Annotated in this window: 23 protein-coding genes and 1 pseudogene; 16 read left to right on the top strand and 8 right to left on the bottom strand. The window is 38.0% G+C overall.

The features are described 5' to 3' along the window. Positions 1 to 60 precede the first annotated feature (60 nt). The 7 genes from NST63_RS19935 (at position 61) to NST63_RS19905 (ending at position 8,095) form a co-directional block, all read left to right on the top strand. A complete protein-coding gene (locus NST63_RS19935; protein WP_341043513.1) occupies positions 61 to 429 on the top strand; it encodes a hypothetical protein in 369 nt (122 codons plus the stop codon). Positions 430 to 473: 44 nt separating this feature from the next. Continuing rightward, on the top strand, positions 474 to 1,184 hold the full coding sequence (locus NST63_RS19930) for a hypothetical protein (RefSeq protein ID WP_341043512.1): 711 nt from the start codon (positions 474 to 476) through the stop codon (positions 1,182 to 1,184). A 76-nt stretch (positions 1,185 to 1,260) separates the two neighbouring features. Then, positions 1,261 to 2,451 carry a methyl-accepting chemotaxis protein gene (locus tag NST63_RS19925; protein ID WP_212945833.1) on the top strand — a complete coding sequence of 397 codons (1,191 nt, stop codon included), beginning with the start codon at positions 1,261 to 1,263 and terminating at the stop codon, positions 2,449 to 2,451. 330 nt (positions 2,452 to 2,781) lie between these two features. After that, complete coding sequence (locus NST63_RS19920) at positions 2,782 to 4,431, top strand: pyridoxal phosphate-dependent decarboxylase family protein (protein ID WP_341043511.1); 1,650 nt, start codon at positions 2,782 to 2,784, stop codon at positions 4,429 to 4,431. Positions 4,432 to 4,730: 299 nt separating this feature from the next. Continuing rightward, a complete protein-coding gene (locus NST63_RS19915; protein ID WP_058003321.1) occupies positions 4,731 to 5,900 on the top strand; it encodes a DUF4317 family protein in 1,170 nt (389 codons plus the stop codon). A 209-nt stretch (positions 5,901 to 6,109) separates the two neighbouring features. Then, positions 6,110 to 6,607 (top strand): LURP-one-related/scramblase family protein, encoded by a 498-nt coding sequence (locus tag NST63_RS19910; protein ID WP_341043510.1) that lies wholly within the window; start codon positions 6,110 to 6,112, stop codon positions 6,605 to 6,607. A gap of 411 nt (positions 6,608 to 7,018) precedes the next feature. Beyond that, positions 7,019 to 8,095: a mechanosensitive ion channel family protein gene (locus tag NST63_RS19905; RefSeq protein WP_341043509.1), complete on the top strand. Its 1,077-nt coding sequence runs from the start codon at positions 7,019 to 7,021 to the stop codon at positions 8,093 to 8,095. A gap of 187 nt (positions 8,096 to 8,282) precedes the next feature. Here NST63_RS19905 and NST63_RS19900 read toward each other — a convergent pair whose 3' ends face one another. From NST63_RS19900 to NST63_RS19885, 4 genes are read right to left on the bottom strand one after another with little or no spacing between them, the layout of a single operon-like run. Continuing rightward, positions 8,283 to 9,080, bottom strand: a complete 798-nt coding sequence (locus tag NST63_RS19900; protein ID WP_212945837.1) for a PHP domain-containing protein — start codon at positions 9,078 to 9,080, stop codon at positions 8,283 to 8,285. 12 nt (positions 9,081 to 9,092) lie between these two features. Continuing rightward, positions 9,093 to 9,917 (bottom strand): energy-coupling factor transporter transmembrane component T family protein, encoded by an 825-nt coding sequence (locus NST63_RS19895; protein ID WP_341043508.1) that lies wholly within the window; start codon positions 9,915 to 9,917, stop codon positions 9,093 to 9,095. Next, on the bottom strand, positions 9,896 to 11,602 hold the full coding sequence (locus tag NST63_RS19890; RefSeq protein ID WP_341043507.1) for an ABC transporter ATP-binding protein: 1,707 nt from the start codon (positions 11,600 to 11,602) through the stop codon (positions 9,896 to 9,898). The genes NST63_RS19895 and NST63_RS19890 overlap by 22 nt, the downstream gene beginning before the upstream one ends. Beyond that, complete coding sequence (locus NST63_RS19885; protein ID WP_212945940.1) at positions 11,599 to 12,420, bottom strand: cell division protein FtsQ; 822 nt, start codon at positions 12,418 to 12,420, stop codon at positions 11,599 to 11,601. Before NST63_RS19885 ends, NST63_RS19890 begins: the two co-directional genes overlap by 4 nt. Positions 12,421 to 12,616: 196 nt before the next feature. Here NST63_RS19885 and NST63_RS19880 point away from each other — a divergent pair, with 196 nt between their 5' ends. Together NST63_RS19880 and NST63_RS19875 are read left to right on the top strand one after the other, a co-directional pair. Continuing rightward, the gene (locus NST63_RS19880; RefSeq protein ID WP_341043506.1) at positions 12,617 to 13,432 is read left to right on the top strand and encodes a MurR/RpiR family transcriptional regulator; all 816 of its coding nucleotides are present in this window, start codon (positions 12,617 to 12,619) and stop codon (positions 13,430 to 13,432) included. Between the two features lie 106 nt (positions 13,433 to 13,538). Further along, the gene (locus NST63_RS19875; protein ID WP_341043505.1) at positions 13,539 to 15,212 is read left to right on the top strand and encodes a ribonuclease J; all 1,674 of its coding nucleotides are present in this window, start codon (positions 13,539 to 13,541) and stop codon (positions 15,210 to 15,212) included. A 978-nt stretch (positions 15,213 to 16,190) separates the two neighbouring features. Here NST63_RS19875 and NST63_RS19870 read toward each other — a convergent pair. Next, positions 16,191 to 17,138, bottom strand: a complete 948-nt coding sequence (locus tag NST63_RS19870; RefSeq protein WP_341043504.1) for an NERD domain-containing protein — start codon at positions 17,136 to 17,138, stop codon at positions 16,191 to 16,193. A gap of 145 nt (positions 17,139 to 17,283) precedes the next feature. Between NST63_RS19870 and NST63_RS19865 the strand changes: the two genes are divergently transcribed. From NST63_RS19865 to pdxR, 3 genes are all read left to right on the top strand, one after another. Further along, complete coding sequence (locus tag NST63_RS19865; protein ID WP_341043503.1) at positions 17,284 to 17,598, top strand: sigma factor; 315 nt, start codon at positions 17,284 to 17,286, stop codon at positions 17,596 to 17,598. Between the two features lie 351 nt (positions 17,599 to 17,949). After that, the gene (locus NST63_RS19860; RefSeq protein WP_341043502.1) at positions 17,950 to 19,182 is read left to right on the top strand and encodes an MFS transporter; all 1,233 of its coding nucleotides are present in this window, start codon (positions 17,950 to 17,952) and stop codon (positions 19,180 to 19,182) included. Then, positions 19,175 to 20,584 (top strand): MocR-like pyridoxine biosynthesis transcription factor PdxR, encoded by a 1,410-nt coding sequence (pdxR, locus tag NST63_RS19855; RefSeq protein ID WP_341043500.1) that lies wholly within the window; start codon positions 19,175 to 19,177, stop codon positions 20,582 to 20,584. Before NST63_RS19860 ends, pdxR begins: the two co-directional genes overlap by 8 nt. Positions 20,585 to 20,599: 15 nt before the next feature. On the opposite strand, the pseudogene NST63_RS19850 reads toward pdxR, so the two are convergent. From NST63_RS19850 to NST63_RS19840, 3 genes and pseudogenes are all read right to left on the bottom strand, one after another. Beyond that, positions 20,600 to 20,821: pseudogene (locus tag NST63_RS19850) on the bottom strand (PLP-dependent aminotransferase family protein); the annotation flags it as partial. A gap of 196 nt (positions 20,822 to 21,017) precedes the next feature. Further along, positions 21,018 to 21,191, bottom strand: a complete 174-nt coding sequence (locus tag NST63_RS19845) for a hypothetical protein (RefSeq protein ID WP_158022225.1) — start codon at positions 21,189 to 21,191, stop codon at positions 21,018 to 21,020. 926 nt (positions 21,192 to 22,117) lie between these two features. Next, positions 22,118 to 22,996 (bottom strand): LysR family transcriptional regulator, encoded by an 879-nt coding sequence (locus NST63_RS19840; RefSeq protein ID WP_341043498.1) that lies wholly within the window; start codon positions 22,994 to 22,996, stop codon positions 22,118 to 22,120. Positions 22,997 to 23,228: 232 nt separating this feature from the next. On the opposite strand from NST63_RS19840, the gene NST63_RS19835 reads away from it, so the two are divergent. From NST63_RS19835 to NST63_RS19820, 4 genes are all read left to right on the top strand, one after another. Continuing rightward, positions 23,229 to 23,819: an ankyrin repeat domain-containing protein gene (locus NST63_RS19835; RefSeq protein ID WP_212945942.1), complete on the top strand. Its 591-nt coding sequence runs from the start codon at positions 23,229 to 23,231 to the stop codon at positions 23,817 to 23,819. A gap of 75 nt (positions 23,820 to 23,894) precedes the next feature. Continuing rightward, positions 23,895 to 24,362 (top strand): nucleoside deaminase, encoded by a 468-nt coding sequence (locus NST63_RS19830; RefSeq protein WP_212945848.1) that lies wholly within the window; start codon positions 23,895 to 23,897, stop codon positions 24,360 to 24,362. Positions 24,363 to 24,404: 42 nt separating this feature from the next. Next, on the top strand, positions 24,405 to 25,640 hold the full coding sequence (locus NST63_RS19825) for an amidohydrolase family protein (protein WP_341043497.1): 1,236 nt from the start codon (positions 24,405 to 24,407) through the stop codon (positions 25,638 to 25,640). A gap of 16 nt (positions 25,641 to 25,656) precedes the next feature. Beyond that, on the top strand, positions 25,657 to 26,877 hold the full coding sequence (locus tag NST63_RS19820) for an amidohydrolase (RefSeq protein ID WP_341043496.1): 1,221 nt from the start codon (positions 25,657 to 25,659) through the stop codon (positions 26,875 to 26,877). Positions 26,878 to 26,881 lie beyond the last annotated feature (4 nt).

Here is a 26,881-nt window from a genome sequence, read left to right as displayed (position 1 = left end):
AGAACGTGCAAATGGTAACAAATGAAAAGAGCAAATTATATGGAGAAAGGAGATTTAAAGATGATCGTTGTTGATAAAAAGAAATATAAAATGGCCATTAATGAGGTCGAGAAAGAGGTTCATGTACAGGTACATGGATTAATGAGAGAAGAAGATGCAGAAGGTTATATGATAGATTTACAGGATACGATTAATAAAGTATCAAAGCACGAATATACGTTTGTTGTCGACGGGACTCACCAAACACCTGTCCCTTCAAAGGTTGTACCACAGTTGGAGCAAACAATGCAATTTTATTCTAGCTTAGGCTTTAAGGATATCCTTGTAGTAAAGCCTGCCTCTAAAATTGCTCAAGTGCAAATTAGGAACGTACTTGAAAGAATTAATTTCACAGGTACATTTATCGATAAAGTACAGCATTCTATGTAATGTTAGCCATCATTAAATTTATTAGCTGAAAGGAAGATCAACCAGTGCAAACAGCTCAAGAATTGTATACATATGAAATTATCACGAAGGAACAAACCGATTTAATTCAGCAAGCAGCTGAGTGTCTAGCTCGTACATTTATTGGAGTGGATGTTTCAGGAAAATGGGTCCAAGAACCGATGGTAGGTCAATTAAATATAGAGTATGAAGATTTCTATCAGTTTACTAAGGATTATTTAGACTCTACAGTAGAGCAGGGATATTGTGCAGTCGCGTGTGATGCTCATAATAATGTTGTAGGTGTGCTTGCTGGAGATACCAATGCACCAGAGATTATCGGTGAAGATATATTTGAAGGCTCTTTTTATGATATGAATGTTATTCTACGTGTGCTTGAGGATGTGGACAAACGTTTCATGGATGATTATCAAAAAAGAAACGGAAAAGAAATTGAAGATGGAGAGCTATTACACTTATTCATGTTAGGAGTGATAGCAGAGCATGACCGCCACGATATTATTCAGCAATTAGGAGATAAATTGATAACAAAGGCATCATCACAAGGGTTAAAGGCTGTTTTAGGAGAAGCGACAAATCCGAAGTCGATGCGTGTAATGGAAAAATATCATAATATGAAAAAATATCAAGATATAGAAGGAAATTATATTGTACATAGATATCAGGAAAATAGTCAGTTGAATGGCATTCCTGCAAGTGTAGCGGATGGAACATATATCGTTATCAGGGAGCTATAAAATATTCAAACCAGCATAGATGAACTTGTGTGAGATTTGAATAAAAAATAATAGGAGTTAGGGGCATTTATTTATCATGGAAGCTATTATGCTAGGAATAATTGTTATCTTATTGGGGGTATCGGTGTATTTTGCTTACCGATATTTTTCACTAAAACATAGTCCTCATTTTAATAAAGAAATAATAAATGTAATGAAAGAAATATCAGCAGGAAAGATGGATGAAAAAACTTCTGATCATGGTGCGTATAATCCATTAATTGAGTATTTTAGCGGTGTAAGGGAAAAGTTTTTTTCTTTTTCAAAAAATGTACATGAAAAAGGGGAAAACCTTGCTGAAACTGGTGAATATGCTTCTGAGAAAGCGGATATTGTTAGAGCAGCAATTGATGAGGTAGGAAGAGGATTACAGAAACAATTAGTAGCAACAGAAGAAAGTGCTGCATCGATGGAAGAAATGGCACAGGCTATCGAAGATCTATCCGTGAGATCCAACCAAATTTCAGAACAATCGAGTACTACCTTAGAATTGACACAAGAGGGAAACGAGAAGCTAAAGGACTCCTTAGAAAAAATGGAGCACTTTAATCAAACGATCAATACAACATTTAATGCAATAAATAAGCTTGGAGAAAAATCTCAAGAAATCGGCACGATTGTAAAAGTGATTACTGGTATTTCAGAACAAATTAATTTATTAGCATTGAATGCGGCGATAGAAGCTGCCCGCGCGGGTGAACATGGTAAAGGATTTGCTGTTGTTGCTGATGAAGTTCGAAAATTGGCCGAACAGTCACGCCAGTCTTCTTCGGAAGTTTCAAATATTGTGAAGAATATACAAGAAGAAACAGAAATAGTTGTTCATTCCATGCAGCAGGGAACAGAAGAATTTAAAGATACAAATACGACCATTGTAGAGGTTGGAAACATGTTCGAAAAGATTGTATCTACGACAAAGATCATTGCTGAAAATAATGAAAATTCTTCTGCTAGTTCGGAGGAATTATCCTCTGCAACACAACAGATAATGGAAACAATCGTAGAGATAGCTTCAATCTCACGGGAATCTGTTGAAATGTTTGAGGAACTCATAGAAATTAGTGATGATGAACTCCATACAATGCAAAAACTTGTTCAGGAAGCAAAAAATCTTATCGGGTTGAAAAATGATGTAAATAAATTATTATTTACAATGGGTCATGGTGCTGAAACTGAAGAAGCGAAAGTGGTTCAAAATGCTGATTATAAGGTTAATAAGGCAGTTTAAACCTATTAATCTTGCTGGCTGATAAGTATAAGAGTGCTTCTCATAGGTTTAACTGACTTGTGGGAAGCTTTTTTTATACAGAGCAAAACTGAAAAAGTAAATTAGAAAAATTTTTGTCTTAAACTAGGACAATAAAATGGAAAAATAAATCAGAAGGTTTGTAGTTCGAATGTAGGTAACGTATTCTTTTTCAACGGTTAATTTCTCTTAATATGTAGGTCCAATTTGCCATCATGCTCGTTCTTATGGATGCAGCAGGACGTTCTGATTGGATTCTAGTTTTCTTGAAATAAAAACGACTGCTAGTAATAACATCAGGGAGGTAAAGCAATGAAAGAAATACAAAAATTGTTTCCTAGTATGGACGGAAATGACTTTCAAAGAGAGGAATTATTGTCCTACTTTAAGACCATTTTAACGAAAATAGATGAATTAAAGGATCCAAACAAACTAACGCTAGGAGAAATGCCCGAGTACTCAGAGGATTATTATAATCGTGTTATTCAACAGGCTAGTGTTCCGGAAACGGGTGAATCGATGGAGGAAGTGATTCAGAGGCTTCTAAAATTGGTAGAAGGACACCGGTACGTCAATCGAAATTATGTGGCAAATGCAGCACCTCTTCCGAATATTGCTAGTATCATCGGGAACTTAGTCATGGTTCTAGTCAATGGTAACAATCTTTGGGATGTGGAAGGACAAGCAGCAGCTACAGCAGAAATCGAAGTAACAAGTATGCTATCTAAACTTATCGGATACGATGAAAGCCTTAGTGCAGGATATACAACGTGGGGTGGACAAGGGGCTGTCTTTAATTCTTTACGTCTTGCGATTGCCCGTTACGCACCTTTCTCTAATCAAAAGGGTGTACCGCAAAATCTCTATTGCTTCTGTTCCGAGCTATCACACTACAGTCTGTATAAATCTGTAGAGGCAACTGGGATTGGTGTGGAAAACATGATCCGTGTAAAAGTGAATGAGGATCATTCTATGAATCTAGAAGATTTAAAAGAAAAAATGGAGCATGTTATTGCAAAAGGCGGCGTTCCTCTTTATGTCCTTGCCACAATGGGCACAACTGATACATTTGGCATTGATGACATGGAGGGAATTAAGCGGATTGCAGATGAATTGGAACGCACATATGACATCAATCCAATCTATATCCATGCAGACTCAGCTATGGGCGGCATGTATACTTTCTTTAATCATTACGACTTTGAAAATAATCCTTTGCGATTTGAAAACGACGTGAATGAGGTATTGAAATCCTACCAACAGAAGTTTAAACATATCAACCTTGCAGATAGTATGGTCTTTGATTTCCACAAGCTTGGACAAACACCCTATATTACGAGTTTATTTTTAGTCAAAAACAGAGAGAATCTGAAGTATGTTGATTTAGATGCAGCGGAAACGCCGTATGTTGGAAATCGTGGTTATGGTAGCTATCATACAGGCTACACACTCGAATGCTCGCGAATGGGTAGTGCTTTAGCAATTTATGCTTCTTTATTGGCTTTTGGAATCGAAGGGTATCAAGAACTTTTAGCCAATTACATACGTGTCAATATTGCTTTTAGAAAGAAGTTATCAAAAGAAATTTCGAATGTAGTGATCACGAATGAGATTTCTCCGATCACAACATTTCGTTTTTATCCTGAAGAGACAAAATGGAATGATGAATTGAACGGACTTTTAACAATAGAAGAAATATCGGAAATCAATCAATTTAATGACGAGTTTGCAGAAGTCATTGGTGCCGAACGGGATACCGTCTTCTTTGGAAATACAAAAAAGCAGCGCCTAGTGGAGGCAGCAAACACAAGCAAGCGGATCTCTCTCTATGCGCATAAATTTTTTGCGATCTCGCCCTATACCACAATAGAAGAGGTGGACCGTTATGTTGGATTTCTAAAAGAACACCTAGAACTTTTTCTAAAGACGAGAAATAACGAGAATTTCATGATAAGAGCCTAAAGATTTTAACGTTACATAATGAAAAAACCTGTAACCTAAATAAAATGCTCACAATCGTTTATAAGGGAAGGTTGTGAGCATTTTATATTTATTGAATTTTATCCTATTAACAAGCCCTTCCAAAATTGCCCCTTATCGTGGTAAAAAGTTTGAAAAACACTTAGAAATTTATCATCAATATTCGCCCCTTGAAAACTGCTCTTTCAAGGGGATTCCCGCTTGCTAACAAAACTGAAAAAATATCAAGTATTACTATTTTCTCGTCTGACCAGTATAATCAGGGATGGGAGATGAGATTAATGAATAAAAAAGACATCGCAAGTATCCGAAATCAATTTAAATTAAATAGTAGATATATCAATATTCGAGAAATATTTAATGTATATGTAAAGAAAGAAACCGGAGAGATTTATCATCAGGTTTGCCAGCCGTTTGAAATGCTAGAGCAGGAAGAACAAGAGCTGTTTTTAACCAACTTTAAGAAGGTTTTGACTGGTGGACTTGACTCCAAGCTGTTTGAACTGAAATTTCGCCGAGATGAGGAAGAGAGCACACAAATGACTCTTTTCAATGGATTGCATGCTACATCTACGGATGAATGGAACGAAAAAATGCTCCAAATCGTAGAGAAAATGTTTGCCCATGCAAAGTATGAATTTGATACGGTAGTAACGTTTATTCGCGGCGAGTATCAAAAGGCAACAAGGAAGCGAAATATGGAATCGGAGGAAGGCGGAGATGACGAGGTATATTCCAGTCAGTTTGTCCTTTGCAGTCTCAATAAAACCGATCAGCCGAAAAAAGCGTTGCTTTTTGATTATATTGAAAAAGAATTTAAAGCCAATAATGCCGTGGATCCGATTATTAATTTAGCAGCTCCATTAGCTGGTTTTCTGTTTCCTGCCTTTAATGATAATTCAGCTGATGTGAATCATATTCTTTATAATGGTGGAAAAGCGAATCAACCGAGTGAAATTTTTATCGTGGATGTCCTCCAATGTGAAGAGATCATTACAGCGGTAGAAGAAAAGGACAGCTTCGACCAAATTTTAAAGATAGTAGTAGGAGACGAAGTGGATTCCAAGGTCATTTCGAATGTCTATGAGGAAATTGATAAGATCGTACAGGAGAGTCAAGAAAATGAAGAAAATGAAGAAAGTGAACCTCCTAAACTGGATTCCAAGGGCATCGAACGAATTTTAGAGGCTAGCGGCGTTGAAAATGTAAGCTCAGACAAAGTCGAGCATGCCTTCAAAAGTGTTGTATTTGATGAAAAACACGAAATCAAAGCAAGCAGCGTCATTCCGAAATCGATTAAAATCGAAACGAAGATTGCCAACGTAACCATTAACCCGAAAGACCTCAAAAATCTTAAGTATATCACTTATAATGGAAAGAAATGCTTAGTATTAGAGGTTGATGAAGAAGTCGTTGTCGAAGGATTTCGATTGGAATCAGGAGAACTCTAGTGGGGACGGTTCTTCTGCTTCCTTAACTTTTTTTAATAGGAAACTGTTAATAATATTTGAGAGGGTAAGACCTGCCACGATCACCGGGTTCCAATCGAAGTCGAACTTAGTGGTAGATGAATTGATTTTATATTTAAAATGTAAATATGTAGGGTAGAACAATAATATACTTATAGTATAGTAATATGCTATATCAAAGGGGGCATATTATGAAGCAGCTCTATATAAAGCAAAAGGTATTCAGTTTAAGTGGGAAATTTACAGTAAAGGATGAGCAGGAAAAGGACGTTTATTACGTGGAGGGAAGTTTTATGAAAGTTCCTAAAACGTTCTCCATTTTCAATACAACAAAAGATGAAATTGCGCTCATTACGAAAAAGGTGTTTAGCTTCTTGCCAAAGTTTTTTGTTGAGGTCAATGGTCAAGAGGTGTTAACGATTAAGAAGGAGTTTTCTTTCCTTAAAGCACGCTATACGATTGATTCTACAGGCATTGAAGTACTTGGTAATTGGTGGGATATGAATTTCCAGGTTTTACAGCATGGTGAACTGGTTGGTAAAGTGAGCAAGGAATGGTTTACTTGGGGCGATAGCTACAAAGTGCAAATATTGAATGATGAGATGGAAGCCATCATGATTGCCCTCGTTGTCGCAATGGATTGTGTGAAGGCTGATGATAATGCCGCTTCCTCGGTAATTACGCCTTAATGTAGGGATGAATGATATGAAATGCTGACAGGTTTTCATTAGAAACTCATAATTAAAATTACTTCAGAAAAGCAGGGAAATGATGAACGGATTCCCTGCTTTTTATTATCTGTTTCCTGTGTAGCTGTTTCCTCAGAAAAAGTAATTTATATTAGTCTATTTAACTCATTCTGCCTTAAAAGGCTATTATTTTTACCTAATTTTCAACAGAGGATTAGAACGATTTTTCATGGCCGTCCTTCAAAGTATTGTTTCATTAAGGGTATTTTGAATTATTAAACATTAAGGTGTCAAAAAAAAGATGGACTTTATACCCATCCTTCTTTTTTATTTATTTGCTAGAATATACTTCATGGAGTTTTTACTTTAATCTACTAAAGTAAAATTAGATAAAATAATGAAGGTGAAAACATGGATACTCGTACATTAGAAAATTGGATTTTTTCCTTTAATTATAAGAGCTTAATCATTATTGCAGCAGTTGTAATTGGAATGTTACTATTGCGATGGATTATTCTTACGATTCTCAAAAAGCTTCCCAAACATCATGCTGTGTTGAGAAGTATAGTAAATTGGTTCACATTTTATGGAACTTTGGTATTTTTGCTCCTATACTTTTCAAAAGCAAAATGGATGTTTGCCGTGATATTTAAATTCGGTAAAGTGGATGTAACGCTATTCCTAATTATTGTGGCCGTTTTAATTATTACTTTGGCTAGTCGACTTTCAAAAATTTCTACAAATGTTTTATTGCCGGGAATATACAATCGATACCATTTAGATAAAGGTACGAGATATACATTTGACAGAGTTGTGCATTATTCCATTATGATTATTGCCATTATTGTCAGCTTAACGACAGTGGGGATAAATCTAAGTGCATTAACCGTGTTTGCAGGCATGATCAGTGTTGGAATTGGGTTTGGACTTCAAAACATTACTTCCAACTTTATCTCTGGGGTTATTATCTTGTTTGAACGACCTATAAAAGTCGGGGATCGCGTTCTTATCGATAACATTATAGGAGACGTTGAAAAAATTAATATGCGGGCGACAGTTATTAAAACAGGTACCAATGAACATATTATTGTACCGAATTCATACTTTTTAGGAGAAAAGGTGGTTAATCGTTCGTTTAGTGATCCAAAAATTCGACTAACCATCCCTTTTAATGTTGCATACGGAACAGATGTAGAAAAATTAAGAGATATGCTCATGGAGATTGCAAGAGAGGAAAGCTTAGTTTCACCAGCAGTTTTAATGGATCCGGAACCATCTGTGAGTTTTGTAGGCTTTGGAGATTTCTGTCTGAATTTCGAATTATCGATAATGATATCCGATTATAATCAGCTTGGGACAATAAAAAGTAATATAAACTTTAGAATAAATAAGCTGTTTATGGAAAAGAAAATAGAATTTCCATACCCGCAACGGAATTTGATTATAAAAAATATGGATAGAGAGATAGAGAACAATCACATTTTTTAATAAAAAGACTATTACAGACTTGTGGATTTTTGATTCATTTAAATTTGTGAGGCAAAAGTCAAAGAAAGCATCAAATAATAAAATTGCCAAATGATGGATCTTATGAGCCCACCTCGGAATAGTATAAAAAAATGAAAAAGTATGCCCCCTTGGTAAAGTTTAATCGCCTTAAGGGACATACTTTTTCTTATGAGAAAAAGGAAACGGGAGAACCGTCCCCATGCTTACTCTGGGTTGCTAGCAATTCTTTCATCAATTTTTTAGTCAATGAGGCTGATTTGACTCGTAAGTGTAAATCAGGTGCGATGATGATAGCGTATTGTTTATTTTTGATTGCTTTCTTTAGTTCGGAAATGGTTGAACATGGAGCGTCGAATGTATTTACGACGGATCCGTACTGCAAATACTGATGTGTATCACTTCCTGCTACAACAGGTAGGCTTAATTCCTTTGCGAAGTGGTATACATTTTTCTGGTTGACCTCAATGCCTAACGAATGAAGATCTTTCCCGTTTAAATCTAGTGCATCCAGTCTTTTCAACTGATCTGGTTCATGCTGGGTCAAAGGGGTGCTAGGACGAAATGGATGACCTCCAATTTTAATCACTTCAAAGGATTCTGTCAGATACATCAATTCATTAAAAGGGATGAAATTGTTTTCCTCTAGATGTGGCTTTAAATGATGAAACATCTCTACAATTGATTCACGCTTACTGATCAATAATATATGTCCAATTTCCTTCACATCCACCTCCATACCAGGGAAAATTTTTAGCCCTTCGACTGAATAATAATCCTCTTGATAAGGAAAATGTGTATCTAAATAATGATAAACCTCTAAAAAGTTTGAAGTATTAAAATGCTCAGTTAAAGCAATGGCATCAAGTCCTGCAGCTTTTGCTTCTGTCACCATTTCCTGACAGTATTTTGGCGAAAAGCTCGATTTCTTTGAAATTTTAATATGAGTATGAAAATCAATATTCATTTGAAAACTCCTTTACTTATCGTAGTGGCTTGCAGTTAGAAAAAGCACAATGACGTATAAAATACTTATAAAAAGAAACGCAAAATCATCTTTACCCATTTGTAGCGAGGCAAGCTTTAATTTTTTTACTTTCGGATTTTTAAATGCATTTTTACTTCCTTTTGTTTCAAGCGCCTCTACGGTTGTGCGAGCTCGTTTAGCTGTGCTTAAAAGCAGCGGATAGAATGACATAACAGCTAATTTAATGAAATAACAAATCGATCGCCAGTAAAATATCCCTTTTTTAGAAGGTGCTTTCCCTCGTAATCGATAAGACATGAAAACATGATTATATTCTTCAAGTAGCAACGGAAGCATTCGGTATCCATATGAAATAGAAAACGCTACTTGTCCTGGTACACCAATACTGAGTAATCCAACACTAAGTTTCTCTGGGGTCATTGAACAAAAAACCGTTATGCTGGCTAATGAGACCACTGAGAGCTTAACTGTCAACATTAACAATGGTTGCAGGATAGTCCAATCGCCACCAAAGAAAAGGGAAGCCACTAATAAATAGCCACCTTGACCAAACAAACCAAGAATCAATATGAGTAAAATTAATCGGCTTACCTTTGTCATGATTGTCGTTAGTATCGTTGCAGCCAGTAGTCCAAATAAGATCACTTCATTATGAATAAACCATGGAGCGATTCCAAATAAAATATACCAAGCAAACAGAATACGAGGGTTTCTCCTTGAAATGAATGTTTGATCATTTGCATATGCCGTATTCATCAGTTCGATTTTGATCTGTTCCACATTTAACTTATCAATCATGCTTTTTGCAAAGTCCATATGCGTTCCTCCTGAAAGATTTCAACAAATGAGTCGATTGAATACGCGGCCGGTGAAAGTTGAAGCAGATGGCTGAGTTCGACAATTTGGGGCGGAATGATGCCAGCTCTCCGCATTAAAGGTAAATTTGAAAATAATCCTTCTTTATTACCGTCATAAATCACTTCTCCATTATTCATTACGATCACGCGTGTCGACCATTCACTCACTAATTGCATGTCATGAGTCGCGATCATGACCAATTCGGTATGGTGCTCCAACTGATTGATAAATTGGGTCAGGTGCTTACGTGTGGCGATATCAAGATTCGCTGTTGGTTCATCTAAGAGAATAATTGATGGATCCATCGCCGCACCTATCGCAAGTGAAGCCCGGCGTTGCTGCCCACCACTCATAAGACGACTGTCTTTATGTTGTAATTCCGTAAGATTAAAGAGTTCTAATATGTGATCTACTTTTTCCTTATATCCCTTTCTTTTACGTGCCTTTAAAAAGAATTCCACATCTTTGCGAACGGAGTCTTCAATAAACATTTGCTCGGGATTTTGATAAATATACGTTACTTGATCTGCTAGTTGTTCTGGTGATTGATGGGTCGTTTCGTTTCCCATCACCTTCACGACTCCTGATGCTGGCTTTCGAATTCCGGTCATAAGGCGCATTAATGTCGATTTTCCTGCACCGTTATTACCTACAATTGCTACTTTCTCACCTTTATAGAAAGACAAGTTGATATTTTGTAAGATATGATTATATGAACGATTAACTGTTTTGTAAGAAAAAGCGACATGATGAAACGAAGCTACAGGCTCATTTGGATGGTCATGATTTCTTTGAATAGACTGCGCCATTTTACGATGAACTTTGCTTGCGAAATGATGTTCTGCCTCACCTAGTGTAATAGGAAGTGAAGCGGTATCACCAAGTTCATAAGCTGCCTGAGTCACCTGAGGAGGATAGATTTGACGCTTGGTTAATTCCTCAACAGCTGTAAGAGCTTCTTTAACAGGTTTTTTCCATACCGATTGTCCTTTATCCAACAACAAAACAGAGGTACAATAATCAGCAATAAACTCGGTATGATGTTCAATAACAATAATAGTTTTTTCATGCTTTTGATTTAGTTTTTGGAGAATGGAATACATTTTCTTTGCATGAAATGGATCGAGTTGGGCAATCGGTTCGTCTAAGACGATAATATCTGGATTAAGTGCTAAGCAGCCAGCTAGTGCCAGCAAGTGCTTTTGGCCACCACTAAGCTGCCAGACAAATTCATTTTCCAAATGGTCAAGTTCAACAAGCTGAAGGGCTTTACGTGCACGTTCTTTATAATCCTCAAAGCCATAATGAAGTGGTGCAAAGGCGGCATCTTCCAATACTCTGGCTTGGACAAGCTGATTTTCAAAATCTTGATATACATAGCCGACATGCTCTGAAAGCGCGGCGACAGAGCTTGTTGTGATATCCAATCCTTGAACAGTAGCTGATCCTGCAAAATCACCTGTGTAATAATGAGGAATTAGACCGTTCATTAATTTACACAATGTTGATTTTCCACTTCCATTTCCACCAATAATCGCGAGGAATTCACCTTGTTCAACTTTTACATCTATGTTGTGCAGAACTGGTTTTGTTTCATTAGGGTAAGTAAAGGTCACATGTTGAATATCAATCACAGTGTTCATGCTGTCTTTTTCCTTTCTTTTTTAGACCGTGAAACAATGGTATAAATAACGATGGCAGAAATGATGCCTGCGATACCAAGGCTAATCCACGTTAACATGGATTCAGAGTCTTCAGCGAATGGGGCTTCCCATTCAAAAATGTTCAAATCGGTTTCAGAAATGAACTCAAATCCAAATGCGGAAAATGCCAATATGACTGATGCGATGACAAGTTTCGGATGCAAGATTCCACGAATAGAATGAGCATTTTGCTGCGTGCGCGGTTTCATCCCAAGCAGAGGCTCAATTTTCCCATAAAGACGTGGTACTAAATACAAAGTAGGAAGCAATGCGAATAGAATCCCGGAAAATAAGACATCATTCAAGAAGGAAAACCCTTCAACGATGACAACACTTTCTGGAAGTCCAGCAATTGCTTCAAAATCATCCACACCAATCCACACCTTACCAATATCAACCATCATGCTGATTAGCTGGTGAATCACAACGCCGGAAATGGCTGCAATTCCAACTTGGAGTTTGTTTTTAGGATTGGTAACCATCACACCTGCAATATACATAGCTAATGAGAAAGAGATAAATTTTTCTAATTCCCCAAAACCACCGAACTGTCCAAGCATTAATTCTCCAAAGATCACTTCGCCAAGGGAAGCTCCTACAGCGGCGTAAAACGGATGAAACAAAATACAAATAGTCAGCGGAATAAAAGCAAAATACTCAATGGAAAATTCAACGGGTCCTAAGTAAATAGACGGGACAAGCTCAGTGATCATGTTCGATAAACCATAAAGAGACATAGATAAAATAAAGACCATCATTTTTTGCGATTGAGTAAGTGTATCTTGTTTTTTCAAGGGAATCCCTCCTTTTGTAAGTTCTCCCTCATTCTAGTTCGTGAGTATTAATTAGACATACGTTTGATGTTAATATTAGGTAAATTTTTTATCATTTTTTATCATTTTGAAATTTTTTTATCAGAATATGTTAGTATGATGAAAAAAAGGTGGTTGCTATATGTTCGATGTACAAAATCTATCGCCAAGCCAGATGAAAATTGCACAGTGGATTTTACATAATGAATCAACAGTCATGATTGCTACGGAAAAAGAGATTGCGCAAGCAGTTGGCGTAAGTATTGCTTCTGTTTCACGTTTTTGGGACAAGGTAGGCTTTAAGAGCTTAAAAGCGTATAAACAATACGTAAAAGAAAAACGAGAAATTACGCCAGCCAAAAAAATGATAAATACTTTGGTTGAGCTAGAGTATACGGATGTTCAAAGTCATCATCTAAATCGCAGCATTCATCATCTGCAAACCACACTCAATCATTTTCAGCGTGAGCAGTTCGAACAAGCAATAGCAACCATTCGTCAAGCACGATGTCTATTTATTTATGCTCCAGGACCTTCTCTTAGTCTTGGAGAGTTAGTAAGCTATCGACTAAGCCGTTTTGGAATCAATATCCGTTTGCTTAGATGGATGGGAAGTGAAATGCTGGAAGAACTGATTCAAATGGATGAAGAGTGTGTCGTGTTACTATTTAGTTTTGGAAGGGTATTAAAAGAAGGCGAGGTCCTCTTAAAACATGCACATGTAAAAGGATTCAAGACGATTATTGTTAGTGATCAGCTTGTCATGGACATCCCTTTACCATATGATCTCTTTTTATATGCAGATCGAGGGGGGAAGGAAGAATTCCATTCAATGATAGCTCCATTATTTTTAATGGAAAACTTAATTATTGAAATCGGAAAAGATCAAAAATCATTATCCTTTATGGAAAAGCTACATGATATTCGCAAAACGTATAAAGAGGATTTACCACGCTGAGTAGACTTCTGAGAAGTTGTAGCTAAGCTTTCTTTCATTCAACCACTGATAAATGGAAAAACAAAGGACATACTAAGATTATCTTTTTTAGTGGGAGGATATTAAGATGAGTACAAATGAGAATATCTTATCTATCTTCGCCTTAGGTGGCTTGAATGAAATCGGAAAAAACATGTATGCAATCGAATATGCAGATGATATTGTGATTATCGATTGTGGCAATAAGTTTCCCGATGAGAGTTTATTAGGAATTGATTTGATCATTCCTGATCTGTCTTACTTAATCGAAAATAAAGATAGGGTAAAGGCGTTACTTGTTACACATGGTCATGAAGATCATATCGGAGGAATCCCGTTCTTCTTGAAAAAATTAAATGTACCTGTTTATGCAACACGCTTCACACTAGGATTAATTGAACTCAAATTAAAAGAACATAAAATTTTAAGAGAAAGCAAACTGGTAGAAATCAACGCAAGCTCGAAATTGGAATTTGGGAACATAAGTGTGGAATTTTTCAAAGTGACTCATAGTATTCCTGATTGCTTAGGCATCGTCTTTCACACACCAGAGGGGAATATTGTACATACCGGTGACTTTAAGTTTGATTTAACTCCTGAGAAAAGTGATGAGCGTTCAGATATTCATAGGATTGCTGAAATCGGTAATGAGGGAGTCCTGCTCCTATTGTCCGAGAGTACAAATGCCGAACGTCCCGGCTTAACCCCATCTGAACAAATGGTCGCGGATCATGTGGAGGCAGCTTTCATAAAAGCGGAACGAAAGATTATTATTTCTACCTTTGCTTCCAATGTTAGTCGTGTTCAACAGGTTATAAATGCCGCCTATAAAACCAATCGAAAACTTGCGTTGCTCGGGAGAAGTATGGTGAATGTAGTAGATATTGCGATGAAACGAGGGTACTTAACCGTTCCGGATGGAATGTTAATCGACCAAAATGAAATAAATGAACTGCCTCCTGAAAAGGTCGCTATTTTATGCACGGGAAGCCAAGGGGAACCACTGGCTGCACTTGCCCGTTTGTCGACAGGAAATTTTCGCGGTGTCGAAGTATTGCCAAAAGATACGGTGATTCTTGCAGCCGGCCCAATCCCTGGGAATGAAAAAGGGATAACAAGTATTGTAGATAATTTTTATGCAATAGGAGCTAGGGTGATTTATGGATCAGGAAGTACATCTGGTATGCATGTTTCCGGTCATGGGTATCAAGAAGATTTAAAATTAATGCTGACATTGATGAAACCAAAATACTTTATCCCGATTCATGGTGAACTTAGAATGCTGCACCATCACCGTTTATTAGCTGAATCCGTTGGCGTCGAACAAGGAAACACATTTATTATTAATAATGGCGATGTTGTTGATATTGAAAATGGTGTACCGCGCCAAACCCGCCAAATACCTGTTGGCAACACATATGTTGACGGTGGAGATGTTGGGAATGTAGGAGATTTTGTGCTGCGAGACCGTAAACAGTTTGCAGAGGACGGCATGCTCATCGTCGTTTTAACGATAAGCAAAGCAGACGGAAAACTGCTTTCCGAACCAGAAACAATTTCTCGTGGATTTATGGACGGTGGTTTCTCAGAACTCCGAAAAAAAGTGAATCAACTTACTACCAAAACGGTGAATGAGCTACAAGCAGAAAACCGCAACGAACGAAAAGTAATGAAAAGAGAGCTGAAAAAATCCATTCAGCAACATGTATTCAACCAATTGAAGAAAAAACCAATGGTTGTTCCAATTATTATTGAAATATAAGGGGATAGTTACCGGGGGTGGAGCCACGGTGGGATTCGGGTAACCAAAGAGTTGGAAAGGTAACCGAGGGAGGAACCGTGACGAGGTTCGGGTAACAAAAACTTCGGAAAGGTTACCGAGAAGGGATCGAGGAAGAGAAACGGGTAACCAAAACCCTAGAATAGTTACCGTTTTAGGATTCTCGACGCGATCAGGGTAACCAAAACCCCGGAAAGGTTACCGAAGGAGGAACTGTGACGCGATTCGGGTAATCAAAGCTCCGGAAAGGTTACCGAGAAGGGCTCCGGGAAGAGAAACGGGTAACCAAAGCCCTGGAAAGGTTACCGAGAAGGGAATCGCGACTGGATCCGGGTAACTAAAGCCCTGGAATAGTTACCGAGAGAGGATTCGTGACGAGAATCGGGTAACCAAAACCCTAGAAAGGTTACCGAGAAGGGCTCCGCGCCGAGATCCGGGTAACCAAAGTCCAGGAATAGTTACCGAAGTAGGATCTGTGACGAGATCCGGGTAACTAAAGCCCCTGAAAGGTTACCGAGAGAGGATTCGTGACGAGAATCGGGTAACCAAAACCCTAGAAAGGTTACCGAGAAGGGCTCTGCGCCGAGATCCGGGTAACCAAAGTCCAGGAATAGTTACCGAAGTAGGATCTGTGACGCGATCCGGGTAACTAAAGCCCCTGAAAGGTTACTGAAAGAGGATTCGTGACGAGAATCGGGTAACCAAAACCCTAGAAAGGTTACCGAGAAGGGCTCCGCGCCGAGATTCGGGTAACCAAAGCCAAGGAATAGTTACCGAAGTAGGATCTGTGACGAGATTTGGGTAATCAAAGTCCAGGAATAGTTACCGAAGTAGGCTCTGTGATGAGATCCGGGTAACCAAAGCCCGGGATAGGTTACCCAAATAGGGTCCCTAGCCCCAACCCGGTAATCATTGCTCCCGAATAGTTCCCCCAAAAAACCAAAAAGGGTAACAAAACTCTTATTGCGTGTTTTTGTTTTTTCTAACATAATGGGCCGATCTACCGTAACCTTGGAGAGTATAGTTTTCAGAAAGGATTCTGCGAATCATTTTTTTTGAGTGGATGATTTCACACCATTCGTGAATGCCAGTAGTGGTAATTTTACGATTGGGAAACAGCAATTGGAATTCGTCAATGCTACGTAAGATTGCCGTTTCAGTGTCCTCTTTTATTCCACATTTTTCACAAGCTAACGATTGAAGGCTTAGAGCTTTCATAAAAGACGTACACTTAGTACACGTTATGCCCTTTTTCAACTGTTCAAATGTGTATTCGGGAATATGATGAAAGGTAGTTTCCTCTATATGAAGGGATAGGAGCTTTTTTGCAATGTTTTCATGTCTATCGCTTACTTTCAATGATTTTGCCTTAAGATCATCAATAAAATGTTTAAGCTGTGGGTGGAAAATAATAGGTGCTTTCATAGGAGCTTGATATAGAAAGAAATGGGGGTTAACAAAAACGAGATATGCTTTGATAGGAAGTTGAAAACCGAGAGATTGCAATAGTCGTCGAAGCAGAGATTCACTTCTTTTTAATTGGAGAAGTGGATTTTTAATTTCCTTACCTGATAGTAAGTACCAATTATCGTCTTTAAAATAATGATCTCTCTCATTGTTTTTTATTTCAAATAAATAAATTTCCTCTTTTGCAATCACTAGTGAGTCGATTTGAAAAGTAGTATTTTGATATTCAAAAAGTAGATCTGGAATGATGATGAGGCAATCAGAAGAATTTCCTATCATCGCATCAAATTTTTTCTCCCCTTCAAATCCTTTTTCAAGATAATGATAATTATTCTTGTCCTTTGCTGATAAAGAAGTTCTCGAGTTTAACAGTTTTAACATCTTAAATTCAGTCGGTTCTTTACGGATTTTAATGATATTTCCCTCCATCCTCTTAATCATTTAATATAATCATATGGAATATTCCCTTTATTCACAATAGAAAATAGTATTTAAATTTTATAAAACTAACCTTTGCATGTCAGAAAATGATGATACGATTTGTATTATAAGTAAATCCGCTTTAAACGATTGGGGGGATGAAACTTTGCATGAGAAGGATATGTTAGAGGGACTAAGGAATAAAGAGATCAACGCCTTACATTTTTTGATTGAAAAATATAGTCGTTTAATTTATAAGGTAATCCATTCCGTTCTACACAATCAACATGATAAGCATGTAATTGATGAAGTAGTAAATGACGTATTTATGATGGTTTGGGAGAATGCGGATCGTTTTGATGAAAGTCGAGGGCATTTTCAATCAGGGTTAATAGCGATTGCGAAGTATAAAGCGATTGATTATAAACGGAAAAATAAGGGGTCCTGTCAGCATTTTAAAAAAATCGTACGCTTTACCTGATCTTATAAAAAAGTCGATTTCCTTTACGTTCAGGATCAATCGACTTTTATTGGGGCGACGGAACAACATCCTGGTCAGATGGTATGAGAATGCAGCTGGGTGTTTCGTCACTTCATGCAGATTGAAACCCACATTATGGAACTGGAAAAGGAGAAACCGAGGCAAATAGCCCCATATTGACTTACTAGTATCCCAAACAGTGCTAAATCACTAACTGCATCGATATCAATTGGAAAAATAAAAAAAATTTCATGTAAACATTGGAATCTGACCCGGTAAAAAAATCAAAAAGTGAACCGCTTCTCGGTGTTCAACTTTATTTAAAGTGGATATAAAGAGAGGAAGGGTTAGATGAAGGATACTAGCTATAAAGAATTGCTTAAATATCATAATTATTTATTTGTATTGGTTCTAAACATGTTGTCGGGATTTGGTTTCGTTATATTTCAAGTTGTACTTTATTGGCTAGCATATAAAATGTCAGATTCGACTTTACAAGCTGCCATTGTCGTTCAAAGTAGTGCGGTTCCGTATTTATTGTTTGGTCTCATTGGGGGTGTGTATGCGGATAACTGGAACAAGAAAAAAATCATTATTTGGAATCAAGTTGGCACTGGATTCATTTTGTTTACCATTCTTATTTCTTATATGCTTCATATTGAATCTATTTGGTATATAGCAGTAGCATCGTTTCTAATCGTTACGTTTCGCTGCTTCTACAGCCCTGCGATCAGAAGTCTTGTATCAATCACACTGCCAGAGTCGTTATGGCTAAAAGGGAATTCTATTTTTCAATTAATTCTTCAGTTATCAAGGTCGCTAGCCCCTGTTATTGGGGGTATTTTAATAGCATTTTTTTCAATGGAATGGATATTCTTTTTCATTTGCATTTTATCTCTCATCCCACTCGTATTTGTGATATCTTTGAAAGTAGAGCGGGAGAAAAACTCTAAAAAAATTCGTGTTTTAAAGGAATTGCAAGAGATGTTCACGTTATTACAGATAAAAAGAATGATGTTTCTGTCTATTGTCTCATTTGGCGTTGTATTGCTATTTTTTACTGGTATGGAACGTCTCGGACTCCCTATTATTTCCGACCAACAGTGGCAAATGGGAGCGAAAGGATTTTCGTTGATTCTGACACTTTTTGCGGCTGGAAATGCAACTGGAGCTATTCTATTAGGAAAATTGGAAATAAAATCGAATTATCCGCAATTTATCATGGTTGGTTGCATCCTTTGGGGATTTGGCTTAATGGGTGTCGGACTTTCACCAACCATTTTGATTGCAGCAATTATCGCATTATTCACTGGAGTAGCGGAAGCCTTTATAGACCTTCCCATGGTGTTAATGATTCAGAAATATACACCCGAAGAACAGCTGGGAAAAGTGTTTAGTGCATTATCAACGATCGCTTTTATTGGCGAAGCGGGAGCTAGCTTATTGGCAGCGTTTATGATTGATTGGACGGGAATTCATTTTAGTTTTGTGATCATGGCTATTTCGATATTGCTCATATGCAGCCTTTCTCTATTTTTTATGCTCATTTTTCGAAAGGAGAAAGTAGGAGAAAAACATGAATGAGTTGTTGATAACTATAAATCGTAATTCTCCAGAGCCTTTATACGTTCAAATTTACAAAGGCATCAAAAAAGAAATTATAGAAGGAAACATACTAACGAATACGTCACTGCCTTCTATTAGAAAAATGTCAGAGCAATTGCAGGTCAATAAGACCACACTTGAAGCAGCGTATGACCAGCTTATTATAGAAGGGTTAATTGAAAGCAAGCCACGAAGCGGACATTACGTCAAAGAGATAGATATAGGGTATTTTAATACACATGAAGGCAATGAAGTCTTAACAGTAGAAAAAAAGGTTGAGACTAATTATAAATATGATTTTAATATAGATCATATCGATGTAGAAAATTTTCCAATATCAACGTGGAGAAGACTAACAAATGAAGTCTTGAGTTATGGAACGAATCATATTTTTAATACAGGAAATTCACAAGGTGAGCTTGGGTTAAGAAGGGAAATTGCATCGTATGTCAGGAATTCAAGAGGGGTTCGTTGTTCTGAGGAGCAAATTATTATTGGGTCACATTCGCAAATTTTACTTTGGATGATTTGCAATCTTATTGGTCTTCGCGGAAAGACAGTTGCAGTTGGCGAGCCAGGATATCCTCACGCTACCAATATCTTTGAAAGCTTTGAATGCAACATTGCACCAACTGTCATTGAAGGTGATGGGATGAATGAAGAAGATTTGAAAAGGTCAGGAGCAAGTCTTGTATACACTTCGCCTTCTTTTCAATTCCCGTTTGGCAACATTATGAAAATTCAAAAGCGGATTCATTTACTTAAATGGGCAGTTCAGCACAACGCTTATATCGTTGAAGACGATTACTTGTCAGAGTATCGGTACTCAGGCGAGTTAATCCCTTCTTTGCAAAATTTGGATCAACACGAACGTGTCATTTATATGGGCACCTTCCATGGCACAATACTCCCAGCCATAAATATAGGTTATATCGTTTTGCCAAAGCATTTACTTGCAAAATACCATCATAGTCAATTTGAATTACAGCAAACAACATCGAGAATCGCACAAAAAACACTTGAATTATTCATGAGGGACGGGCACTGGGAACAACATCGATTCCGGATGAAAGAAATATATAAGAAAAAATACAAGGTTACCTTAAAAACGATTAAAAAGTGTTTCAAAGAAAAAGCGATCGTGCTAAAAGGCCAAACGGGTCTACATATTGTGATGCAGGTAATCATCAATCAAAGTGAGCAAGTTTTACTTCAAAAGGCAAGGGATGCGAACATTCATCTATATAGTTTAAGTGATTATTGGTACAGAAAAGAGAACAACCCATTTAAGCATCCCGTCTTTTTAATTGGTTTTGGAGGAATGTCGATTGATCAAATCGAAAAGGGGATCTCGGTCCTTTACAACACTTGGTTCAATTAGAAAGGGTGCCTGTCACATAGCTTGAGTTGCACCAGAAGTAATCACAATTTGATCTGGATGACAGTCAACACCTCTCGTTTTCAGTAAATAATGTGATAAAACATGTCTTAATTCCGGACGACCCTCAGGAAAATCATATCCAAACGCTGAAGGAGATGTCTCGCTCCATGTAGTATAGGATAACTTTGCCCATGTCTTACGTGGGAACAAATCCAATGCTGGTATTCCTGAACGAGACTTTAATGAAATTTCTTCAGAAACAAGATCGGAAATATTTGATTTTTTATTACTTACTCTTTATTTGGTTAGCTTATATAGTATTGAAAGAACTGATGGGGTTTTAATCATAATTATAAATGGACGCTTTTTCACAAAAGGAAAGCGTCTATTGTTTTTAAACATGTAAAATATATTAACATTGATTGAGTACTATTCAATCATTATCAAGGTCACGGTCAAGAAATGAACTCTTTTTATGTTCCTTTATCCCTAATTTCTCTTTTATTTCAGCTAATTCTCTGACAATAATTTGAGTATTTAACCAGGCTGCAATGGAAGCAAAAACAGCCACAATAATAGCAATAATAAATATAGTATTCATGATCAAATTTCAGTCACCTCACCTACTATCTCTGTCTACCAATCTTACCATGGGTTCCCACTTAAAATCCTCTCACTTTGTTAAAGTTCATAAAGGTAATTCTCTCGTGTGCGAAGAAGAACTAGTTTGATAAAACATCTGTATAAAAAATTCTTGTAACTTGATAGATATAGAATACTTTGTAAAATGTAATAAGATCCGAGAGAGGTAACCCGGTAACTATAAATCTCGAGAAGGAAGCAGTAATGCAACCCCGGTAATCAAAGATCCGGAAAGGTAACCGAGAGAGGATTCGGTGCCAGATCCGGTTAATCAAAACCCAGTAAAGGTAACCGAAAGAGGCTCCAAGTGGCGATCCAGGTAATCAAAGTCGTGTAATAGTAACCGAAAGAGGCCCCAATTCGTGATCCAGGTAACTAAAACCCTATAAAGGTTACCGAAGAGGAGGCACTGACGAGAGTAGGGTAACCAAAACCCAGTAAAGGTAACCGAGAAAGGCTCCACGCCGCGATTCGGGTAACCAAAGCCTAGTAAAGGTAACCGAAAGAGGCGCCAATTCGTGATTCGGGTAACCAAAGGTGTGTAAAGGTTACCGAGGGAGGGATCAATTCGTGATCCGGGTAACCAAAGCCGTATAATAGTTACCGAGAAGGAAGCCCTGACGAGAGTAGGGTAACCAAAACCCAGTAAAGGTAACCGAGAAAGGCTTCACGCCGCGATCCAGGTAACCAAAGCCGTATAATAGTTACCGAGAAGGAAGCCCTGACGAGAGTGGGGTAACCGAAACCCAGTAAAGGTTACCGAATGAGGCTCCACGCCACGATCCAGGTAACCAAACCCTGTAATGATTGCCGAGAACACAACCTAAACACAACCCCGCTAATCATAGATCCAATATAGTTACACCAATCATCCCCACCGCGAGCAGCAATTCACTTTTTACGTTCCGTCAGCAAATGAATAAAGTTTTCAGCGGCACTTGAAAGATAGTGATTTTTCAACCAGATGAGGCCGGTGGAGGTGTTGAAATTGTCGTCCACAATTTTAGTCGCTTGGATATGGTTGTTTTTATTTAGCTTAATGACGGTTTCCGTAACAATCGATGCACCGAAATCAGCAGCGACTTGGTCTAATAAAAGCGAGATGTCTGAGCATTCGGAGACAATCTGCGGATGGAGCTGATTTCTGGAGAAGGCCTCCAAAATCAAATAATGTACACCCAATCCTTCTGTACTAGGTAAAATGAGTGGGAAATTTACCACTTCTTCAAGTGTCACTTCCTGCTTGAATGTCTTCTGATTTGTTGATGTAATCAAGTAAAAGGGCTCTGTATTAAGATGAAAAACGGTGAAGTCATCTAACTCAAGCGGTAATCGGATGATTGCCAATTCGACTGACCGATCCCTTACTAACTTACACAGATGAGAGGATTCATTCTGTTGAATTTTATAGGTCACCTTTGGATATAGTTGTTGGAAATCTTGCAGAATAGTAGATAAACCAACATAGGAAAAGGTGTTAATTCCTAGGGTTAGTCTTCCATTTACACCATTTCCCACTTCTTTTACTTCCATTTTTGCCTCTTCCATTAATTGAGTGACCTGTAAGGCATACTTATATAAGGCTTTGCCAGCCTCAGTGACTTCTAAATATTTTCCGCTGCGTTCCACTAATTTAGATCCGAGCTCTTCCTCCATAGCTTTTAAATGTTGACTTAAAGGAGGTTGGGAAATATGGAGTCTTACTGCAGCAGCTGAAATTTTCCTTTCCTCTACAATCGCAATAAAATAACGCAGCTGTCTAATATCCACTTCATAAAACACTCCTTCTATTATATGAAAAACTTAAGTAAAATTAATTTTTTTTATATTTTTAATATAGTTATTCCCATGTTAGCATATTTGTATAGGAGGAAAAAGGATAATGAGAGATTATCGATTCTTAGTTCTTTTAATGGTAGTTTTACTTGCAGCCTGTCAGTCGATACCCGATTCCCCACAAAGTCAACCGAAAAAAACGGTGTTGAAAAAGGAGGAGATTACATTGAATCAGCAACTCATTGCTTCAGCTGAGAAGGGGGAAACAGAAAAAGTTCTTAGTTTGCTAGAAGACGGTGCAGAGATTAATGCAACCGATGAGCGTGGGCGTACCCCTGTAGTGGCAGCAACTTATAACAATCACATTGAAACGGTTAAGGCACTGATTCAAAAGAAGGCGGATATCAATATTCGTGACAATCAGTTAAATAATGTGCTTCTTTATGCTGGAGCAGAAGGCATGCTTGACATTGTAAAGCTGGCATTAGAGGCTGGAGCGGATACAAAACTGACGAATCGATATGGCGGGACGGCTCTTATCCCTGCTTCTGAACGGGGGCATGTTGATGTGGTGGAGGAGCTACTGACTCACTCGGATATTGATGTTAACCATATCAACAATTTGCATTGGACAGCATTATTGGAAGCAGTCATTTTAGGGGATGGCGGCGAAAAACATCAAAAAATTGTACAGCTATTAGTTAAACATGGGGCAGATGTGACGATTGGTGATCGCGAGGGAATAACAGCTTTGGAACATGCTCAAAATAGAGGGTTTCATAAAATAGCAAAGTTATTGCAGGACGTGGAAGCATAGTAAACGAAGTATTCTTAATTTATAGAAAAATATTCATCTAGATAAAAACAGAAAGCTAATTTTGAGGTGATAAAAATGAATTTTGTTAAACATACAATTGATTTAGCACGGAAAAATGTAGAAGAGGGTGGGAGACCATTCGCCACAGTCATCGTACGAGATGGGGAAATAATTGCAGAAAGTCCCAACTTAGTTGCTCAAACACATGATCCGACGGCACACGCTGAAATACTAGCGATTAGAGAAGCATGTAGGAAATTAGAAACTGAGCATCTAGTTGATTGTGATATCTATATTCTAGCAAGCCCATGTCCGATGTGCTTAGGTTCTCTTTACTACTGTAGTCCTAAACAAGTCATCTATATAACAACACGTGAAGATTATGCTCCTTATTATAAGGATGATCGTAAATATTTTGAATTAGAAACCTTCTATGATGAGTACGCCAAACCAATCGAAGAACGTAGATTACCAATGATTCAACAAAAAGATGATGAGAGTATTAAAGTGTATCAACGGTGGAGCGAATTAAATAATAAATAATTGGTCATTGTGATTGGACCGAATAGCGAAGGGGGAAAGAGAATGGCAGCCGTAGAGTTTTGGTTAACAAATGTGAAATTAGAAACAGGTTACTATTTTGAAAATGAAACAGTGACAGGAACAGAAACAGCAGATTTCCATATAAAAGTTGAAGACGGAAAAATAAAGGAAATGATGTTAGCCGAAAAACCATTGGTAACTAATTTACCAATATATGATGCGAATCATTATTTAATGCTTCCATCTTTTAGGGACATGCATATCCATATTGATAAGACATACTATGGTGGTCCATGGAAAGCGCCAAGTATTCCAACAAAGGGGATTATAACTAGACTGGAGGAAGAGCGGGAATTACTTCCTCGTTTATTGCCTGTTGCAAAGGAAAGGGCAGAAAAGCTACTGGATTTACTTTTGCATTCTGGTTCAACCTATGTCCGTACTCATTGTAATATTGATCCTGTCATTGGGTTGAAAAACTTAGAAGCAACCTTACAAGCGGTGGAAACGTTTAAAGGTAAGGCTGATGTTGAAATTGTGGCATTTCCACAGCATGGATTATTGCGAAGCAAGTCTGTATCGCTAGTAAGAGAAGCATTGCGGAACGGGGCCTCCTTAGTTGGTGGGGTAGATCCTGCATCGATTGACGAGAATATTGAAAAATCATTACATACGGTAATGGATCTTGCTGTAGAGGCAAATGCCAATATTGATCTTCATATCCATGATCCGGGACATCTTGGTATTTTTACGTTTAAACGATTGGCCGCTTTGACAGAGGAAGCAGGTTGGCAAGGAAGAGTGACCATTAGTCATGCATTAGCAATCGCCGATATTTCCACTAAAGAAGCAACTGAAATGGCGGAAATCCTCGCACACCAAGGAATTTCAATTACATCGTCTGTTCCAATTGGTAGAACGATTCCAATCCCGCTTTTGCATGAAAAGGGTGTAGATATTTCTCTTGGTGATGATAGTATTACCGATCATTGGTCCCCTTTTGGAAAAGGAGATAGTTTAGAAAAGGCTGGAACCTTTGCTCAGCGTTTTGGTTTAAGTGACGAACGGTCACTTGGACAAACTCTTACTTATATTACAGGGGGCAAAACTCCTTTAAATAAAAGTGGAGAACGGATTTGGCCAAATATTGGTGATGAAGCTGATCTTGTGTTCGTTGATGCAAGCTGTTCAGCTGAGGCAGTTGCTAGGAGAGCGAAGAGAATCGCCGTTTTAAATAAAGGTAATCTCGTTGCTGGTGAACTTTCAACTTTGAAATAGAAAGGAATGATGATGAATGAGTTCGACTTTTTGGCTAACCAATGTCCGATTAGAAAGCGGGTACGATGTCGACCAAGGTATCATAACAGGGACAAAAACAGAATGTAATCATCTATTAATCAAAGAAGGGAAAATTGCAAAAATCCTTCCTTCAACTGAAGCGATAACAGACAATTTGCCGAAAAAAGATGTGAAGCAGCAATTGGTATTGCCTTCATTTATCGAAAAGCATTGTCACCTAGATAAAACATTGCTTAGTGATCGTTGGCGAGCAGTCACACCAGTAAAAAATATTTTTGAACGATTAGAAATTGAAAAAACTACACTTCCAAACTTGGAAACGACTACTCAAGAACGTGCAGAATCCTTATTGAATATCTACCAGCAGTCTGGAGTAACGCATGTGCGCACACATGTAGATATATATCCTGAGGTGGGGTTGAAAAATTTAGAAGAGGTTCAGAAGGCCTTGCAATCGTTTGAAGGCAAGCTCAGCTATGAAATTGTTGCATTTCCACAGCATGGTCTGCTGCGAACAAAGGCAAAAGACTTAGTTCGGGAAGCGGTTCGACAAGGAGCAAGCTTAGTCGGTGGTGTAGATCCCGCGACGGTTGATGGTGATATTGAAGCCTCTTTACAAGAAATGGTGGAGATCGCTGTTGAAGGCAATGCGGGAATCGACTTGCATTTGCACGATGCGGATCATTTAGGTATCTTTACGATGAAAAGATTGGCCCAATTAACGAAAGAGGCTGGATTACAAGGGAAAGTATCGATAAGTCATGCATTTGGACTTGGGGATATTTCAGCCGCTCAGGCAGAAGCGATGGCCGACATCTTAGCTGATGCAGGGATCACGATTATTACGAGTGTCCCACTCGGGAGAAAGTTTCCTCCTGTTCAATTATTGCATAGGAAAGGGGTAGAGGTTGCTGTCGGATGTGATAATATATTCGATGTCTGGTCCCCATTTGGAAATGGAGATATTTTAGAACGAGCAAGCCGTCTAGCTAAAATCTCAGGATGGGTAAATGAACAATCCTTAGCCCAAACACTTTCTTTTATCACTGGTGGAAAAACACCGCTTAATGATCAAGGAGAACAAATTTGGCCGAAAGTAGGAGACGATGCCGATCTAGTCGTCGTTGATGCTACATGTTCCGCTGAAACCATTGCGAGACGATCGAAGCGAGTAGCAACGATATTCCAAGGAGAAATCGTATCCGGAACTTTGTGATAAA

Origin of the sequence: Heyndrickxia sp. FSL W8-0496 (assembly GCF_038007825.1) — a bacterium.
Lineage (GTDB): Bacteria > Bacillota > Bacilli > Bacillales > Bacillaceae_C > Heyndrickxia > Heyndrickxia oleronia.
This window is presented reverse-complemented; position numbering and strand designations above follow the sequence as displayed.

What these genes read in the sequence shown, in the direction of transcription:
- NST63_RS19935 (WP_341043513.1), top strand. Translation starts at nt 61, where the DNA reads ATGATCGTTGTTGATAAAAAGAAATATAAAATGGCCATTAATGAGGTC.
- NST63_RS19925 (WP_212945833.1), top strand. Translation starts at nt 1,261, where the DNA reads ATGGAAGCTATTATGCTAGGAATAATTGTTATCTTATTGGGGGTATCG.
- NST63_RS19920 (WP_341043511.1), top strand. Translation starts at nt 2,782, where the DNA reads ATGAAAGAAATACAAAAATTGTTTCCTAGTATGGACGGAAATGACTTT.
- NST63_RS19915 (WP_058003321.1), top strand. Translation starts at nt 4,731, where the DNA reads ATGAATAAAAAAGACATCGCAAGTATCCGAAATCAATTTAAATTAAAT.
- NST63_RS19910 (WP_341043510.1), top strand. Translation starts at nt 6,110, where the DNA reads ATGAAGCAGCTCTATATAAAGCAAAAGGTATTCAGTTTAAGTGGGAAA.
- NST63_RS19905 (WP_341043509.1), top strand. Translation starts at nt 7,019, where the DNA reads ATGGATACTCGTACATTAGAAAATTGGATTTTTTCCTTTAATTATAAG.
- NST63_RS19900 (WP_212945837.1), bottom strand. Translation starts at nt 9,080, where the DNA reads ATGAATATTGATTTTCATACTCATATTAAAATTTCAAAGAAATCGAGC.
- NST63_RS19895 (WP_341043508.1), bottom strand. Translation starts at nt 9,917, where the DNA reads ATGGACTTTGCAAAAAGCATGATTGATAAGTTAAATGTGGAACAGATC.
- NST63_RS19890 (WP_341043507.1), bottom strand. Translation starts at nt 11,602, where the DNA reads ATGAACACTGTGATTGATATTCAACATGTGACCTTTACTTACCCTAAT.
- NST63_RS19885 (WP_212945940.1), bottom strand. Translation starts at nt 12,420, where the DNA reads ATGATGGTCTTTATTTTATCTATGTCTCTTTATGGTTTATCGAACATG.
- NST63_RS19880 (WP_341043506.1), top strand. Translation starts at nt 12,617, where the DNA reads ATGTTCGATGTACAAAATCTATCGCCAAGCCAGATGAAAATTGCACAG.
- NST63_RS19875 (WP_341043505.1), top strand. Translation starts at nt 13,539, where the DNA reads ATGAGTACAAATGAGAATATCTTATCTATCTTCGCCTTAGGTGGCTTG.
- NST63_RS19870 (WP_341043504.1), bottom strand. Translation starts at nt 17,138, where the DNA reads ATGATTAAGAGGATGGAGGGAAATATCATTAAAATCCGTAAAGAACCG.
- NST63_RS19860 (WP_341043502.1), top strand. Translation starts at nt 17,950, where the DNA reads ATGAAGGATACTAGCTATAAAGAATTGCTTAAATATCATAATTATTTA.
- pdxR (WP_341043500.1), top strand. Translation starts at nt 19,175, where the DNA reads ATGAATGAGTTGTTGATAACTATAAATCGTAATTCTCCAGAGCCTTTA.
- NST63_RS19830 (WP_212945848.1), top strand. Translation starts at nt 23,895, where the DNA reads ATGAATTTTGTTAAACATACAATTGATTTAGCACGGAAAAATGTAGAA.
- NST63_RS19825 (WP_341043497.1), top strand. Translation starts at nt 24,405, where the DNA reads ATGGCAGCCGTAGAGTTTTGGTTAACAAATGTGAAATTAGAAACAGGT.
- NST63_RS19820 (WP_341043496.1), top strand. Translation starts at nt 25,657, where the DNA reads ATGAGTTCGACTTTTTGGCTAACCAATGTCCGATTAGAAAGCGGGTAC.